This is a genomic window from Pedobacter chitinilyticus (assembly GCF_003313385.1).
Lineage (GTDB): Bacteria > Bacteroidota > Bacteroidia > Sphingobacteriales > Sphingobacteriaceae > Pedobacter > Pedobacter chitinilyticus.
On record NZ_QMHN01000001.1, the window covers coordinates 1,486,751 to 1,501,342 of the forward strand.

9 protein-coding genes are annotated in these 14,592 nt (G+C 38.9%); 4 read left to right on the forward strand and 5 right to left on the reverse strand.

Annotated features, from left to right (window positions below):
- Positions 1–16 precede the first annotated feature (16 nt).
- A complete protein-coding gene (locus DUT70_RS06190) occupies positions 17–1,732 on the forward strand; it encodes a CocE/NonD family hydrolase (protein WP_113646380.1) in 1,716 nt (571 codons plus the stop codon).
- Positions 1,733–1,995: 263 nt separating this feature from the next.
- On the opposite strand, the gene DUT70_RS06195 is transcribed toward DUT70_RS06190, so the two are convergent.
- The 3 genes from DUT70_RS06195 to DUT70_RS06205 form a co-directional block, all read right to left on the reverse strand.
- Positions 1,996–4,788, reverse strand: coding sequence for a TonB-dependent receptor domain-containing protein (locus DUT70_RS06195; RefSeq protein WP_113646381.1), 2,793 nt, complete (start codon positions 4,786–4,788; stop codon positions 1,996–1,998).
- A 149-nt stretch (positions 4,789–4,937) separates the two neighbouring features.
- On the reverse strand, positions 4,938–5,918 hold the full coding sequence (locus DUT70_RS06200; protein ID WP_113646382.1) for a FecR family protein: 981 nt from the start codon (positions 5,916–5,918) through the stop codon (positions 4,938–4,940).
- Between the two features lie 65 nt (positions 5,919–5,983).
- A complete protein-coding gene (locus DUT70_RS06205) occupies positions 5,984–6,598 on the reverse strand; it encodes an RNA polymerase sigma factor (protein ID WP_113646383.1) in 615 nt (204 codons plus the stop codon).
- A 235-nt stretch (positions 6,599–6,833) separates the two neighbouring features.
- On the opposite strand from DUT70_RS06205, the gene DUT70_RS06210 reads away from it, so the two are divergent.
- The 3 genes from DUT70_RS06210 to DUT70_RS06220 are packed head-to-tail and all read left to right on the forward strand — an operon-like array spanning position 6,834 to position 10,625.
- Positions 6,834–7,139, forward strand: a complete 306-nt coding sequence (locus DUT70_RS06210; protein ID WP_113646384.1) for a hypothetical protein — start codon at positions 6,834–6,836, stop codon at positions 7,137–7,139.
- Positions 7,140–7,186: 47 nt separating this feature from the next.
- Positions 7,187–7,936 (forward strand): GLPGLI family protein, encoded by a 750-nt coding sequence (locus DUT70_RS06215; protein WP_113646385.1) that lies wholly within the window; start codon positions 7,187–7,189, stop codon positions 7,934–7,936.
- 43 nt (positions 7,937–7,979) lie between these two features.
- Complete coding sequence (locus DUT70_RS06220; RefSeq protein WP_128353315.1) at positions 7,980–10,625, forward strand: TonB-dependent receptor; 2,646 nt, start codon at positions 7,980–7,982, stop codon at positions 10,623–10,625.
- Positions 10,626–10,894: 269 nt separating this feature from the next.
- Here the strand turns inward: DUT70_RS06220 and DUT70_RS06225 are convergent, their stop codons facing one another.
- Entirely contained in the window at positions 10,895–12,892 is a 1,998-nt protein-coding gene (locus tag DUT70_RS06225; RefSeq protein ID WP_240432036.1) for an FAD-dependent oxidoreductase, read from the reverse strand.
- Positions 12,892–14,571, reverse strand: a complete 1,680-nt coding sequence (locus DUT70_RS06230) for a RagB/SusD family nutrient uptake outer membrane protein (RefSeq protein ID WP_162926575.1) — start codon at positions 14,569–14,571, stop codon at positions 12,892–12,894. The genes DUT70_RS06225 and DUT70_RS06230 overlap by 1 nt, the downstream gene beginning before the upstream one ends.
- Positions 14,572–14,592 lie beyond the last annotated feature (21 nt).

Sequence of the window (14,592 nt, forward strand, 5' to 3'; positions counted from 1 at the left end):
TTATAATTAGTATCACATGAAGAAATTACGCATGATGGCATTGCTATGCCTTTATTTTCCTTGCCTCTCCTATGCACAAGATCACATGATACAAGACAGTGTCATGATCAAAACCCCGCAAGGGCATACCCTTTCGGCAGTGGTGGTGCGAAAATCTGGAGCGCTTAAACCGCAACCTACCGCTTTAATGTTCTTTATGTATGCCAATACTGCCCAAAGCATAAGGGAAGCAAAATATGCGGCCGACCGCGGCTATGTGGGCGTAGTGGCAGACACCAGAGGTAAAAGATTAAGTCCCGATACCGTTGCTCCTTATGAAAACGAAGTGGTAGATGTGAATGCCGTCATCAGCTGGATTATCCAACAACCTTGGAGCAACGGAGCGGTAGGCATGTATGGCGGCAGTTATTCGGGCTTTGCGCAATGGGCTGCCTTAAAAAACCCGCATCCTGCACTTAAAACCATCGTCCCTTATGTAGCAGCTATTCCAGGACAGGGCTTGCCCATGGAGAATGGCATTTTTCTGAATGCCAATTACCAATGGGCATTTTATGTCACCAACAACAAATACGTAGACAACGGTGTCAATAACGATCATGCCAGATGGCGTAAAATGCGAGCGGAATGGTACCGTACTGGTGCGGCCTACAACAAAATTGATAGCATTGACGGCACCAAAAATCCCTGGTTACAAAAGTGGTTATCGCATCCCAGCTACGACAGTTATTGGCAAGCAATGGTGCCCTACGGTAAAGACTACGCCAACATCAATATCCCTGTACTTAGCATTACTGGTTATTATGATGATGGACAGATCTCTGCCTTGCAATATCTAAAGGATCATTATCAATACAACCCTAAGGCTGAACACTATCTTATTATTGGACCTTACGATCATTTTGGTGCGCAAAAAGGTGGAAATCCCCTATTGTATGGCTATCAGGTAGATCCAATTGCGTTAATTAAAACCCGTGAAATTACCTTTGATTGGCTCGACTACATTCTTAAGGGCGGTAGCAAACCTAGCATCCTGAAAGATAAAATCAATTACCAGGTGATGGGAGCCAATGAATGGCAGCACGCTCCTTCTATAGCTGCAATGAGCGACAAACGCCTTAAGTTTTACCTTAGCCGCAAAAAGGAGGACAACAATTACCTGATGTCCACCACCCTGCCAAGTAAAAATGGTTATCATGAGCAAATCGTTGATCTGGCAGATAGACATACGACCAATAATGATTACTACCCTGATCCCATCATTAAAGAGGAGTTGGACAGGGAGAATGGTCTTTTCTTCATCACCCCACCTTTTGAACAGGACATGAGTGTGAATGGCTTTTTTAGCGGCAACTTAATTGCCAGCATCAACAAAAGGGATATGGACATAGGGGTAGTACTTTATGAGCTTACGCCTGAGGGTAAATACTTCCAGTTATCGTACTTTCTGGGCAGGGCAAGTTATTTGAAGGATGCGACCAAAAGGCACCTGCTTACGCCGAACAAAAAAGAAAAGCTTCTTTTTGAAAAGACCAGAATGGTAAGCCGCCAACTAAGAAAAGGAAGTCGGCTAGTAGTGGTGCTGAATATTGACAAAAATCCGTTTGCTCAAATCAATTATGGAACAGGAAAGGACGTGAGCAAGGAAACCATACGTGATGCCACCTCTCCACTCCAAATCAAATGGTTTGAGGAGAGCTATATTGAGATTCCTATCAAAGGAAAAACACCTTGATGATTTCAAGCGCGCTGTATTTTTAAGACTTACGAAGTTTAAAATGGCGAAGCCCTCAGCTTTACCATTGAAAAACAATAAAAAACTAAACTCTTAAGACTTACGAAGTTTTAAAAACTTCGTAAGTCTGTATTAGCGTAAGTCTGTATCAGCCCTCTTTGGCGCCAGCGTCCACTGGTGACGATTTCCAGTTCAACCATAATGTAGCACTTGCTCATGCTTGCACTACAGGGGGCTTATCTGTTGTTGTTCAAGAGTAAAATTTAATGTCCAGAACGGTTAATGATTTCTTGGGCGGCACTTTCTGTAGGTTTATTCTTTTTCACCTTGCTATTTCCAAAATTGTATCGAATATTGAACGAAACGCTACGCGAGTCAAAGTAATTCTTGTTGTTCGTAATAGCGTATTTCGAATTGATGATAAATCTATCGGCAGAGGTCTTCAGCAAATCGGCACCCGAAAGTGTAAATACAAACTGGTTTACCGTTTTTCTAAAACCAATGGTCAAGTTGCTTCTAGACATGCCTTTGCTACCTTCGCCAAGGTCATATACCGCAGGGGTTCGATGAGTAAAATTAACATAAGCAGAGAGTCCAATTTTTGGAGCAATGGCCAAGGTATTGTTTATTTTCAAGTTAGCTGAAAAACCACTGTTATCTACCACTTCATCGGCAGCCCTGCCTTTGTATTTGGCATAATTACCAGCTACGGTAACGGATGATTTGATCAATTTACCGATAGATAAATTTGCGATAAAAGTTAAATCTGCAATATTCCCTGTTCCATAGTTAAGCCAAACAATCCTTGTGATATTATCATCATTGTTAGCCAACAGAAATTGAGAAAAATTATTGCTGAGGTAGGCATGGCTCAGCAAAAAGATGTAATTGCCTTTTAAGGTATAGCTAAATTCGTTCTTTAAAATATAAGACGACTGCAAAAACGGGTTCCCTTCTAAATATTGTGTTGGATTATTATACACCCTTAGGTTATTGAGCTGCCAAAAATCTGGGCGTTCAATTCGTTTTGAAAGTGTATAGGAAAAAGTATTCCCTGCATTTGGCATATAGGTAATGGCCAAGGTAGGAAACAGATTTAAAAAATCTTTATCTACGGCAACTTCGTTCTTGATCAGCTCTTTTCCTTTGGTATTCGACTGCTCTAAACGCAAGCCTCCCGTTAGCCCCCATTTTTTGCCCAAACTTAAGTCGACACTAGCATATATGGCATTGATTTGTTCATTATACTTATAGCTGGCGTTGCGAAGTTCGTCTTTTATATAATTGCCCGTAGCATCTGCAAACGCATAAAAAAGATCGTTATGGGTAGAGGTATTAAATGATCTTGCACCTAATTTAAGCTTGGTATTTGCGCCCAAAGGCAATTTATAATCTAAGGCAAAAGTATAGTTCTTGATATTTTGAGGGAATGTAGCACGCTCATTTCGTCTCACTTCGCCTGTGCCATTTACTGTGGCATAGGTAAATTGGCTAGTGTTATCTACATATTCGAAATAATTGGCACTAACCATCAAATTTTGACCAAGGGTATCTAAGTTTAATTGGTAATTTAATCCAGCATCTAACGAATGTCCCTTCATTTTCCTGTCGTTGGTAAAAACGAAAGCAGAATCTACCTTTTGAGTGTTTTTATTAAGGTATGAGCTATTGTTTATCCAATTTAAGGTCTGCTGATTTGGATTGTAATCTAAACTTCCTATGATGGTGTGTTTGGGCGAAATGTTATATTCGATGCCTAAATTACCCCCATAAAAATTCCTGAGTTCATTTCTTTCCAGTGAGGTTGGGTTAAAGATGTTACTCGTATTCGCCCCCAAAAAATTGATATCGTGCCTTTCTGTAATCAGCTTTCTATCTCTATTTAAATAAGGCGTAGCATTAATGCCTAGTTTTCCTTTGCGGTAGTTAAAAGCGCCACTAAATATTTGCGAATTATAAGTGGCCTGTCTGCTGGTTACAGACAAAGAGCCTTGATAGCCATCGCTCTCGCGTTTTTTAAATACAATATTCAGTATTCCTGCATTCCCAGAAGCATCAAATTCACTTCCAGGCGAAGTGACAATTTCAATATCGCTCAAAGTAGTGCTGGGCAAACTTTTAAGGTAATTAAACAGTGCCTGACCAGTTAGGTTAGATTTACGGCCATTGATATACACTACTGCTCCTTGCTTGGAAGAGATAGATAAAGATCCGTTATCGTCTGCATTAACCAGTGGAACCTGCTTTAGTACATCCCAAACGTTATTGTTAATGCTTAGGCTACTACTGGCCACATTGACCACGAAGCGATCTGATTTACGTTGGATAAGGGGTTTGGCAGCAGAAACGGTCACTTCCTTTAATTGATTGATATTAGGTTTAAGGTAAATATCGGGCATGCTTACTTGTTGAGCGGTATCGGTAACCAAGGTGGTATACACGTGGTAGCCCAACCCCGACACCCGCAACAGCATGGCCGAATTGGCCGTTGTTGGGATGCGATACACCCCAGTACTATCGGTATAGCCATGCCCTACCAACGTCGAATCTGTTTTGCGCAACAGCTCTACCAATACATACATGGCTACTTCTTTGGTGTTTTCAACCAACACCCTTCCCAAAATCTTTCTTTCTGGCGCCTGATCAGCTTTTTTTCTTTCGATCAAAATGCTTTGATCTAATTGCCTAAAGGTGAAACCGCTTTGATGAAAAAGTTCGTTTAGGGTTTCCTCTACCGTTCTACTGGCTGGGGGCAAACTTAAAACGGGCAATTCCTTGATGTCGCTTTTGCGATAAAAGAAGCGAAATACTGTTTGTTTTTCTATTTTTTTGAGTGCAGCTTGTATTGATTCGTTGCTTAAGCCCACGGTTACAGGGGTAGCCTTCATGTCTTGACTTTTAAGCGTAAGACCAAAAAGCAACTGCAGGCCAACAAACGAAAAAACAAATACCAATAGGCTAATACGCATAATTTGTAAGGTAAACGGTGTGAAAAATGTGGGCAAACTTAACGCACATAATTTTACACCCTCCTGCTGTTTTGCAGAAAATTTCATATTTTTAAAAGTTTTATTGATTGCCAAAATGATGATAAAACATTCCTGGTTTCAGGAAGCCTATGGGCCGATTGCAGTCGGTTCATAGGTTTTTACTAGCTTTCTTCGCTACGTTTTCTTCGGTATCTTCTCTATTTGATTCATATGGGTTATTGATTGGTTTTTTCGCAACCTGTGCCAAAAATGGTCACGATGTTGTTTTTTATTTTATAGGTAGCATGGTTAAATTCGCAGATGACGTTTAAGGCCTGCTCCAAAGTTTTGTCTTTTTTTATGGTTCCCGTAAAACGACAGTTTTTCAGTTTTTCGTTATTAAACTTCAGTTGGACGTTGTAGCGTTTCTCCAAGGCTGTTGCGGCCTCATCAAAAGTTGTATTGTCAAAATAAAGGTCTTCTGGCAACCATTTAAGCACCGCCATGGCATTTACTTGATCATGCACTGCACTTTGAGTTTGCTCTTGGTAAATCAATTGCTCGTTAGGGGTTAAAAGGCCTAATACCTGGCTTTCGTTGGCTACCTGTACCTTACCACGGGTGACCACCACCTTAATTTCTTTGCCCTGCTTTTCGGCCTTAATGTTAAATGCCGTTCCCAACACGGTGGTAATTAATTTGCCAGTATGTACCTTAAAAGGTTTGTTTGCATCGTGCTTTACATCGAAGTAGGCTTCTCCACTTAAATATATTTTGCGGGCTTGGCCATCAAAAGCAGGTGCATATTTAATTTCCGATCCGCCATTGAGCCATACGCTGCTCCCGTCATTTAAAACCACATATTGTTTTTTGCCTACCGGAACGCTAATGCTTGTTAAGGTTATGTTAGAAACCTGGTTATTTTGAGATGGCCAGAAAAAGAACATCAAAAATCCAATAAAAACGGCAACACTTGCCATGGCCAATTTCCACCATTTAAACTGCCATAGTTTAAGCACTTTTGTTTCTTTGGCGTTGAGCGTATTTTCTATTTGCTGATAGGTTGCCCTTAGCCATTGGTCTTGCCGTTCGGGCTGCATTTCATCCCAAACCGAAGGCTCGTTGGCGGAGCTTTCCAACCATTGCTCAACCAAGCGCTGCTCTGGTAGCGTGGCCTCTCCTTTTAGGTACCTATCTAATAATTGATCGATTTTCATAAACGCCTTTCTCTATAAGCGTATGAAGTTAGCATTGGTACTATAAGAAAATGAAAAAAAATAATTTAATGGGAGTCCATCAATAAAAAGATCAGTACAGGCAGGGCTTCTTTTAAATATTTAAGGGCTGTAGTGAGTTGGTTTTTAACCGTTTGCTCAGATATTTCTAATTTTTCGGCAATTTGCTTTATGCTTAAATTTTCTTGCCTGCTCAATCGGTAGATTTCCTGTATGCGAGGGGATAGCTTGGCCAAAGAACTTTCCAAGGTTTTTTGGAGCTCTTTTACCTCTAATTGCTGATCGGCACTTTGTACATAACTGGTTTCTAAAGCTTGCAGAAAAGCAGCATAACGCTGATAGCTGCTATTTTTACGGATATGATCAATGATCCGATGGCGAGCTGCTGTGTAGAGGTAATTCTTCAGATTAACATTGGCCTGCAATTGATGCCGACGTTCCCAGAGCCAAACAAAAAGATCATGCAAAATATCGCTGGCCTCATCTAAATCGTGCAGCCTCGAACTCGCTACCGTAAAACGGGTCAAGTCTTTGGCATACCGATCATAGATTTCGGTAAAGGCGCCCCTGCTGTCTGTTTTCAGCAGTTCAACTAGTTCATTATCGTTTAAGGTATCGAATGGCATCATGGCTTCTTGAGCAAAGATAGCATAATGCTTCATTTTAAGTCAATTATTACGTTGGCAAGTATATTCGGCGCAAATACGCTTTCACTACTTTTATGCCAAAGTGAATTTTGTTTTGGGAACTGAGCTTTTCTGGTTGGTGATAACACCAACCAGAGGATAGAATAAAGTAATGTGTAAAAAAAATAACGCAAGTATTATATTAGATGAAAATATTATATATTCAATAAAAAATTATCTTTTTTAAATTATTTATCAAGAATTAAAATTTATGAAAAAAATCATCTTTGGACTAACGCTTAGTCTATTTGCCTATGGTGTTTCTGCAGCAGAGTCTGTAAAATTAACGAAAGCCGAATTAAAAAATGAAAGTTGCTCTCAAACCGTTACAAGTTCTTCATCTGCAGAAGTTGAGTGTCCCGATGGCACTACTATTACAATTACAGCAACAAATACACAAACAGAAACTGCCGCAACATGTGAAGAAGCCTATGCATTAGCTTCTATTAAATCAGGCGTTATTGCAAATAATGTTGTTACAGAAAACGTTAAAGCAAAAAACTATATTTGTCCATAGTACTATATCTGGTAAAGGGCGACTAAGTCGCCCTTTAATTTAGCCGCATGAAAACAAAATATTTTATCCTATTATTTTTGACAATTCCTTTATTTGTCAAAGCACAAAACATCGTTGCCACTTACAAAGTTTCGCAAGACATATTTGGCTCTTGGCAGCAATTTGAGAAAAAAAAAATAGCAACGTTAGAGTCTAAGGGATTTTTCTATAAGAAAGCAAACGAGTATTTATATTTTGAAAAGCCTTCTTACCTCTCTCAATACCCAAATGGTCAGATAGAGCTTAAGCCATTCAATTATAATGTACAGATTTGTATGGATAGTGTGCAGCGATTATCCTATGTCAATATGGACAGTTTAGTTCGTATATACAGAGCACACGCTGTAGGAACTGGCAAAGTAGATTTCAATTTCAAACAGCGATTTCCTATAGATTATTTCGAATGGGAATTCTTTAATGAAACTAAGGACGTTAACGGGCTTAAATGCCAAAAAGCACAACTGAAGATAAAGGGAAATCTTCAATGGGTTGTCTGGTTTGCACCAAGTATTCCTACCCAAGCGGGCATAAGAAATATCATTGGTTTACCAGGATTAGTGGTAAGCGCAGAACATATACCTATAAATGCTAAATATGAATTACTATCTTATACCATTGGCACAGAAATAAACGATCAAATATTTGAGCCTAAAGAATTTAGTCAACCTTATAGTAATATGCCAGATCTCAAAAAAGGAGCTGGTTTGAACGGAGAAAAAAGCAAAATTCAAAAACAAGCGGAAATAAGTAATCAATAGTTTGGTCAGGTATTGTATTTACATCTTACTTTTTATGTTTCCCTTGAGATCAGTTGCTCAAGAAACTAAAATACGATTAAGTGGTGTCATATTAAATGAAGCGAACGTTGGTATTTACAATAGTACAGTCAAGATTACTACAAAAGATGGTATCATCTTAGCCTATTTCAACACTGGCGAGAAAAACAATTTTTCAGTACAAATTCCGCTATCTACAACTGATTCAATTAATATTGAAGTAAGCCATGTATCTTATAATTCAGTAAAAAAAAATGGCACCGCAGCGAATCTTAATTCATCGCAACTTACATATATACTTCACCAAAAAATTAAATCATTAGAAACTGTTGAGGTAAAGGCGCCGCCCACGTGGGTCAGAGGCGATACTACATTCCATAAGGTAAGTGCATACCAAGAGGGAGATGAAAAAAAACTTCAGGATATCCTACTTAAAATGCCAGACTTTTCATTAGACAATGATGGCAAAGTACTTTACAAGAAACAACCCATTGAAAAAATTACTATTGACAATGAATCACTGTTTTCTGACAAAACAGAATTGTTAATGAAAAACCTTCCTGTGCACGTACTTAACACGGTGCAGGCTATAGAAAACCAGAGTAGTCAAAAACTACTTAAAGGTCTAGATGGTGAAAAAAAAGTTTTTTTGAATCTTGAGTTAAAAAAAGGTTCAAGAATGAGTGCCGCATTTGGTGACGGTGAAGCAGGAATTGGCAATCGTAGTAGATATAATATTTCGCCAGTGTTATTTTCCATGTATGGTAAAACAAAATTCGGTCTTATAGGAAATTATAACTCCATAGGGAATGGTATAGGTTTTCAACAAGAAAGAGAACTTAGAAGTGAAAAAGAAACAAATGCTGCCAGTTTATTAATGAGAGGTTACTCCCTACACCTAATTAACAATTTCGAAAATAGATGGTATATTAAAAATAATCAATGGGACACTAGGATACAAAGTAATAATCCCTTAAGTAAAAAAGTAAGTAGTAGTACCGAGATTAATTATATTCGAGATCGACAAAAACAAAATACCTATTTCAAATCATCAATCTATGATGGAGAAAAATATCAAGATCGATTAGATACTAACAACAACTTAAACGTTCCGAAAATATGGGCATTTAGGCAAACTTTCGAAATCAATCCAGATAGCAATAAACAGTTGATTTTAAAGGCTAATCTAATGCTTGACAAATCGAACGGATATCGCTATAGTATCTTTAGAGGGTTTGAAATAAATTCACCTTTAGAACGAAATACTGAAAATAATTGGAGCAGTATGGATATATCCGCTACATACACTGTTCGCAAAAACCCAAATTTCGCCCATACTTTCTCTCTATCAGCAAATGGCCAAAATCTAAATCAAGATGCAGTTAACAACTCAAATGATTTTGGAAAGATTTTTAATTTAGTAAAACCAGGTAATAAATTAAACGTTGGTCTTAATTCAAACTATAATGCTCTCGATGCAAAATGGTCTTTACTTCGTAGAGGGAAACTTGGAAATATTATAAATATTGGCTTAACAGGAAGCTATTTAAAAACCAAACTATCCAATTACGCAATTTTGAGTAATTCAGAGGAGTTTTTGTTAGCTCCAGACTCTTTAAACAATCATAGCGACTACACTTACAGCAGTATTAATATTAATATAAGAAGATCCGAAAAAATTTTCTTTAAAGAACCATTGATCATCAAGGCGGATGTTGGTTTCCTCAGGACAACAATCAAAGAATCCTCCAGATTCAGTACGCTAAATAATTTTGTAATGAATACGTCCCTAACTCAGCAATTTAAGCTATGGGATTTGCTTAATTCTAGAATGAATGTGAGTTACGTTCGTGCCCCTCTTCGTACCTTAGAGATCTTAGGAAGTTATTACCCCAGTACAAATATCTCCTTTTATCGTAATAACCAAATAAATGAAGGGCAACAAAAAGCCCATTTTGATTATTCAGTTTCATGGAGATGGCCAGAAAGTCTCAGTGAAACATCCGTGTATTTTGGATATGACTATCGCTTGAACAATCGACTTCCTATTTATAACTACAGTTATTTTTTACAATTTACAACAGATAGCTTAGTCCAACAAGGCACTAGGTTATTATCTCTTAGTATAAGTAATCAAATTCCTTCGGTGCTAATTAACGCATTATTGAATTTTGGCATTAATTATTCAAGATCAAGTGCATTAGTCAATTCTCCTCAGGGCATTCAAACATCAGATTTCGCATTAGTTGCTTTTCATTTCTCCTTAAAGAAAAACTGGAATAAAAGATTTTTTTTACGAGCACAATCGTTTTACTCTTTAAATATCTATAATATTCCTAATGCCATAAGCAGCAATACAACCAATAAAATATCTAGTCTCCGAACAAATTTGTATAATCGTTTTGTTGTTAACAAACAGTTGTATTTGGTTTTGAATGCAAACGTATTCCATAACAATCTATTTACAATTAATAAGTCGGTAACGCTGCTAACAGATATTGAAATGAATTACACCTTAAAGCAACGGCCATTCTCTTTTTCTGTAAAAGCAGAAAATTTAGGCAATGAACGTTACTTTAACATTTTCAGCAACTCAATCGTCTCACAAAGCTTTATCAGCGTTCCATTGATAGGTAGAAGCATATACGCAAGTGTACGTTACAATTTTTAGTTCTAAAATACCTTTCTCATTTAGTTAACATATAATCCATTGCCTCCCATCCGCTAAAAAACATTGTTTATCTTACAATGAAGATGAGATTACCACCCTCATCAGTAAAATTGTTGAAAAAGATTAATAATTAAACAGAATTAGCTAGATGAACTCTGTTTAATTATTATTTACCTGAATTAATTTCGTAGCTTAAAATACCAACAACTTACCAAAGCCATTAGATAAAACCTACAGCACCTATCTCTAACGGCACGTTTGTTATTCAATTATTCTTTTGGCACCAGCAAAACCGCATCGGCAACGGTAGCTGTTCCGCCAGCAATGATTTCAACAAATGCCGCTGTTGGAGAAAAATCATAAGTACCAAGGCTTACCCATTCGCCATAAGTTTGCCCGAGTACCTTTACATCACTATCTTTAACATGTAGCTGTTTTTGCTGTTTCCCATCAAATACAATGATTTTGCTTTCTGTAGCCGTTTTAGCTCTTTTGGGGTAATAGGTAAATACTTCATACTTTCCTTTAATGGATGGGTTGAAATTGTATTTGATGGATTGAGGTTGACCCGTATTTTCAGAAGCCACCAGAAAATCAGGCCCATAACCCCCATAGGTTTGATGATCCCACTTCCCTGTTACCGTTACTAAACTTTGGTCGCTATTATCAATCACAATTTCTGGTCTACTGCCATCTACCAAAGGGTTGCTCTTTAACTGTTGTTGAAGCTTAGTTACATTGATGCGCTGTACAGCAACTTTCTGATCTATGGCTTGTACTGCTGCCGTGGCTGCCGATTGGGCCAATACCATAAAAACAGGCTCCATACGGATAGAACCATAAGCGATATGCGTAGCGGAAAGACAAACGGGCACTATTAAATTAGCGGCTTCTTTTTCTTTAGGAACAATGGCCCTATAGGAAATTGGATAGGGTCCAAAACCACCTTCTTCTACATTGCCTTCATTTCGTACTTCACCTTTTACCACAATCCTATCGCAATTATGCGAATCCATGGTATAAGCGGCCATCCCTACCCCATCGGCAACCTTTTCTCTGCCTTGACAGTGATGTTGGGTCATCACTAACTCGCCTTTCATTCTTCTTGCTTCCCTTACATACAATTGATGAGACCAATTCCCGTTATCAATATATTCATCTTTGGGATAGCCCCATTGCGCAATTTCTTTTCGAATGTGTTCAGGCACCCTTGGGTCAGTACCTACAAAAAACAACAAGCCTTTGGTATAATCTACATGTGCTTTCCAAATTTCCGCACGCTTGTCATAATTCGCCTCGGGATAATCCCAGTTCATGCCAATCATATCGGTAGAAAAGCCATTTCTATTATTGATATCTGTTTTTTGGTTAGGCATCCCGCTCCATATAAAAACATCTTGGAGTGATTTCCACTCCCGTTTTTCCATTTGACGGATCAATAACTCGTAACGCTCTGGCAAATAATCATCAGGCTGCGTAATAGGAATACGGTTGTTGGGATTATTGGTTAAACAAATGCGGAAGTTATAGGCTTGCACTTTCTTATCGCCACTGCCTGTTTCTGCAAGTGTGCCTTTTCCAATTCCCCATAAAAGGCCGCTTTGAGGATCGCCTTTAATTTTGTAGGGATCAATTCCTGGGGGCATTTGGTGACCATTCATTAATTGCACACCGTTAAAAGTTTCACCATATTCGGCATTGGCTTCCCTACCCACCGCATAAGATACGCCAGCATTGGCCATTAAATCACCTTCATAAGAACAGTCGATAAAAACTTTCGCCCTTACCGAAGTCGTTTGTTTTTCCTTAGGGTTTTCGAGCTGGATGGCAACAATTTGATTTCCCTTTTTAGTGGCACCCACAATACGATTTTGGAAAAGCACAGGTACATTTCCGTTTTTTACATATTCGTTAAATAGTTTTTCGGCCACATGAGGTTCAAACACCCATTGTTCAAAACGTCCGTAGTGTTTGCCTATTCGGCGATAGAAATCGAGCGACAAACCACTGATGGCATATTTGTTTCCAATATCTGTTAAACCAAGGCCGCCACTGCTCATGCCACCCAAATGCTTACCTGGCTCTATCAGAATTACTGTTTTACCAAGCTTTGCAGCCGTGTAGGCCGCAATTACCCCCGCAGAAGTTCCTCCGTAAACACAAATATCATATGATTTTGAGGTGGATTGTGCAAAACCACTTTTGATACTTAACAAGATCACCATCAGGCAAAGTACATTTCTCCATTGAGCTCGCATATACATCATTAGTAATTAGGATTAGGTTTAAGTAGTGGATTAGTAACGGTTTCAATGTTTGGAATTGGCCATAAGTAATCGCGATCCTTGTTAAAGGTACGCACTTCTACCACACGCATATCGGCACGGTTAGGCACCAAAGTATAATCGGTAAGTCCATTTTCATCAATCTGTGGTGCAGCGGCAACCAGGCCACGTTGCACACGCCCATAAAAATTACCATTCATCGCCTTTTCCGCAATCCTCCATCTGCGCAAATCACTCAACCTAAATCCTTCCATGGCCAATTCGTAAAGACGTTCTTTGCGAACAAGGCTTCTAAATTCAGCCTCAGTTTTACCTAAGGTAATTGGTGGCATATTTACACTTGGACGGGTTCGTACTTTGTTAATGGCATCATAGGCCGATTGGTCAAGTTGCTGCAATTCGTTCTTTGCCTCCGCATAAATCAAGAGGATCTCTGCATATCGGATTTGGATAATATTAAGTTCAGAATTGGTACGATCTAACCTATCTTCCAAATCCACATATTTCTTCCAGCAATAGCCTGTAAAGGTAGCAAAGGCATTTAAGGCATCCTGATTGTCTACTCGGGTTGCTGGCGTGGTGTTGTAGTTCCAGCATTTTACACTATCTCGATGTGTTTCAAATTGATAATTGTAGTAAATAGAACCTGGAACGGCAATGGTAAAAGTCAATCGAGGATCTCTGTTTTGATAAGGTGTGGAAGGGTTAAACAATGGCGATTCATCGATATTCAACCCATCGGTACACAAATACACGTCAACCAATGATTGCGAGGGTACTTTATTGGTGAAACCTAATCCATTTCTCGACACTAGGTTATTGGGCGTAGAGTGGGTTTTGGTACGGGAAGCTTTCAGGTATTGGAAGGCCCAAATAATTTCGTTAGAGTTTTGACCAGCATAGCTGAACAAAGTACCGAAGTTGTTATGCAAACTGTAAACACCTAAATCCATCACCGCCTTTGCCGCTTCTGCAGCTACGCTCCAACGTTGGTTGTATAGTGCTGTTCTGGCTTTAATGGCCAAGGCTGCGCCTCTGGTTGCCCTACCCACGTTTGCGCCCGTGTAAGTGATTTCTAGGTCTGGTGCGGCCTCACTTAACTCTTTCAATATAAAATCAACCACTTCATTTTTAGGATTTTTAGGCACTTTCATTTCTTCGAGTGTAAGCACCTTGGTAATTAGTGGTACATCGCCAAAGTTATCTACCAAGTAATGGTAAGTGTAAGCACGTACAAACCTGGCCTCGGCACGCGAACGGTTAAAAATAGCTGGAGCAGTTTTGTCTTTTACTTTATCAATATTGTCCAGTATGAAATTACATTTGGCGATTACTTTATAGGCTTCTGTCCATATGCTGAGGGCAAAACCGTTGGTACTGTCATGGTTCCCTTTTCCAATACTTTGTAGTGCGCTGTTATTTCGGTCCCAACCAATATCGCTTGCGTTGTCGGTAAGCAGGTTAAGGGGCATGTTATCCAAAGGCGTATAATTAGCATAACGATAGATTCCGTTCACCGCTAAAATCAGTTCATCCTGATTGGTGAAAAACGAATCGTCTGAAGGTCCACTTAAAGGATTTTTGTCCAAATAATCTGATTTGCAAGCTGCAAGGGCGGCTATTAGTAACAGTACCATCAGCCAGTTTCTTTTTGTTTTCATCAGTATATTTTTTTTGCGGAT

Bases quoted from the DNA above. Each gene is read 5' to 3' on its own strand.
- DUT70_RS06210 (WP_113646384.1), top strand. From the start codon at position 6,834: ATGAAAAAAATCATCTTTGGACTAACGCTTAGTCTATTTGCCTATGGT.
- DUT70_RS06225 (WP_240432036.1), bottom strand. From the start codon at position 12,892: ATGATGTATATGCGAGCTCAATGGAGAAATGTACTTTGCCTGATGGTG.
- DUT70_RS06195 (WP_113646381.1), bottom strand. From the start codon at position 4,788: ATGAAATTTTCTGCAAAACAGCAGGAGGGTGTAAAATTATGTGCGTTA.
- DUT70_RS06230 (WP_162926575.1), bottom strand. From the start codon at position 14,571: ATGAAAACAAAAAGAAACTGGCTGATGGTACTGTTACTAATAGCCGCC.
- DUT70_RS06200 (WP_113646382.1), bottom strand. From the start codon at position 5,918: ATGAAAATCGATCAATTATTAGATAGGTACCTAAAAGGAGAGGCCACG.
- DUT70_RS06190 (WP_113646380.1), top strand. From the start codon at position 17: ATGAAGAAATTACGCATGATGGCATTGCTATGCCTTTATTTTCCTTGC.
- DUT70_RS06215 (WP_113646385.1), top strand. From the start codon at position 7,187: ATGAAAACAAAATATTTTATCCTATTATTTTTGACAATTCCTTTATTT.
- DUT70_RS06205 (WP_113646383.1), bottom strand. From the start codon at position 6,598: ATGAAGCATTATGCTATCTTTGCTCAAGAAGCCATGATGCCATTCGAT.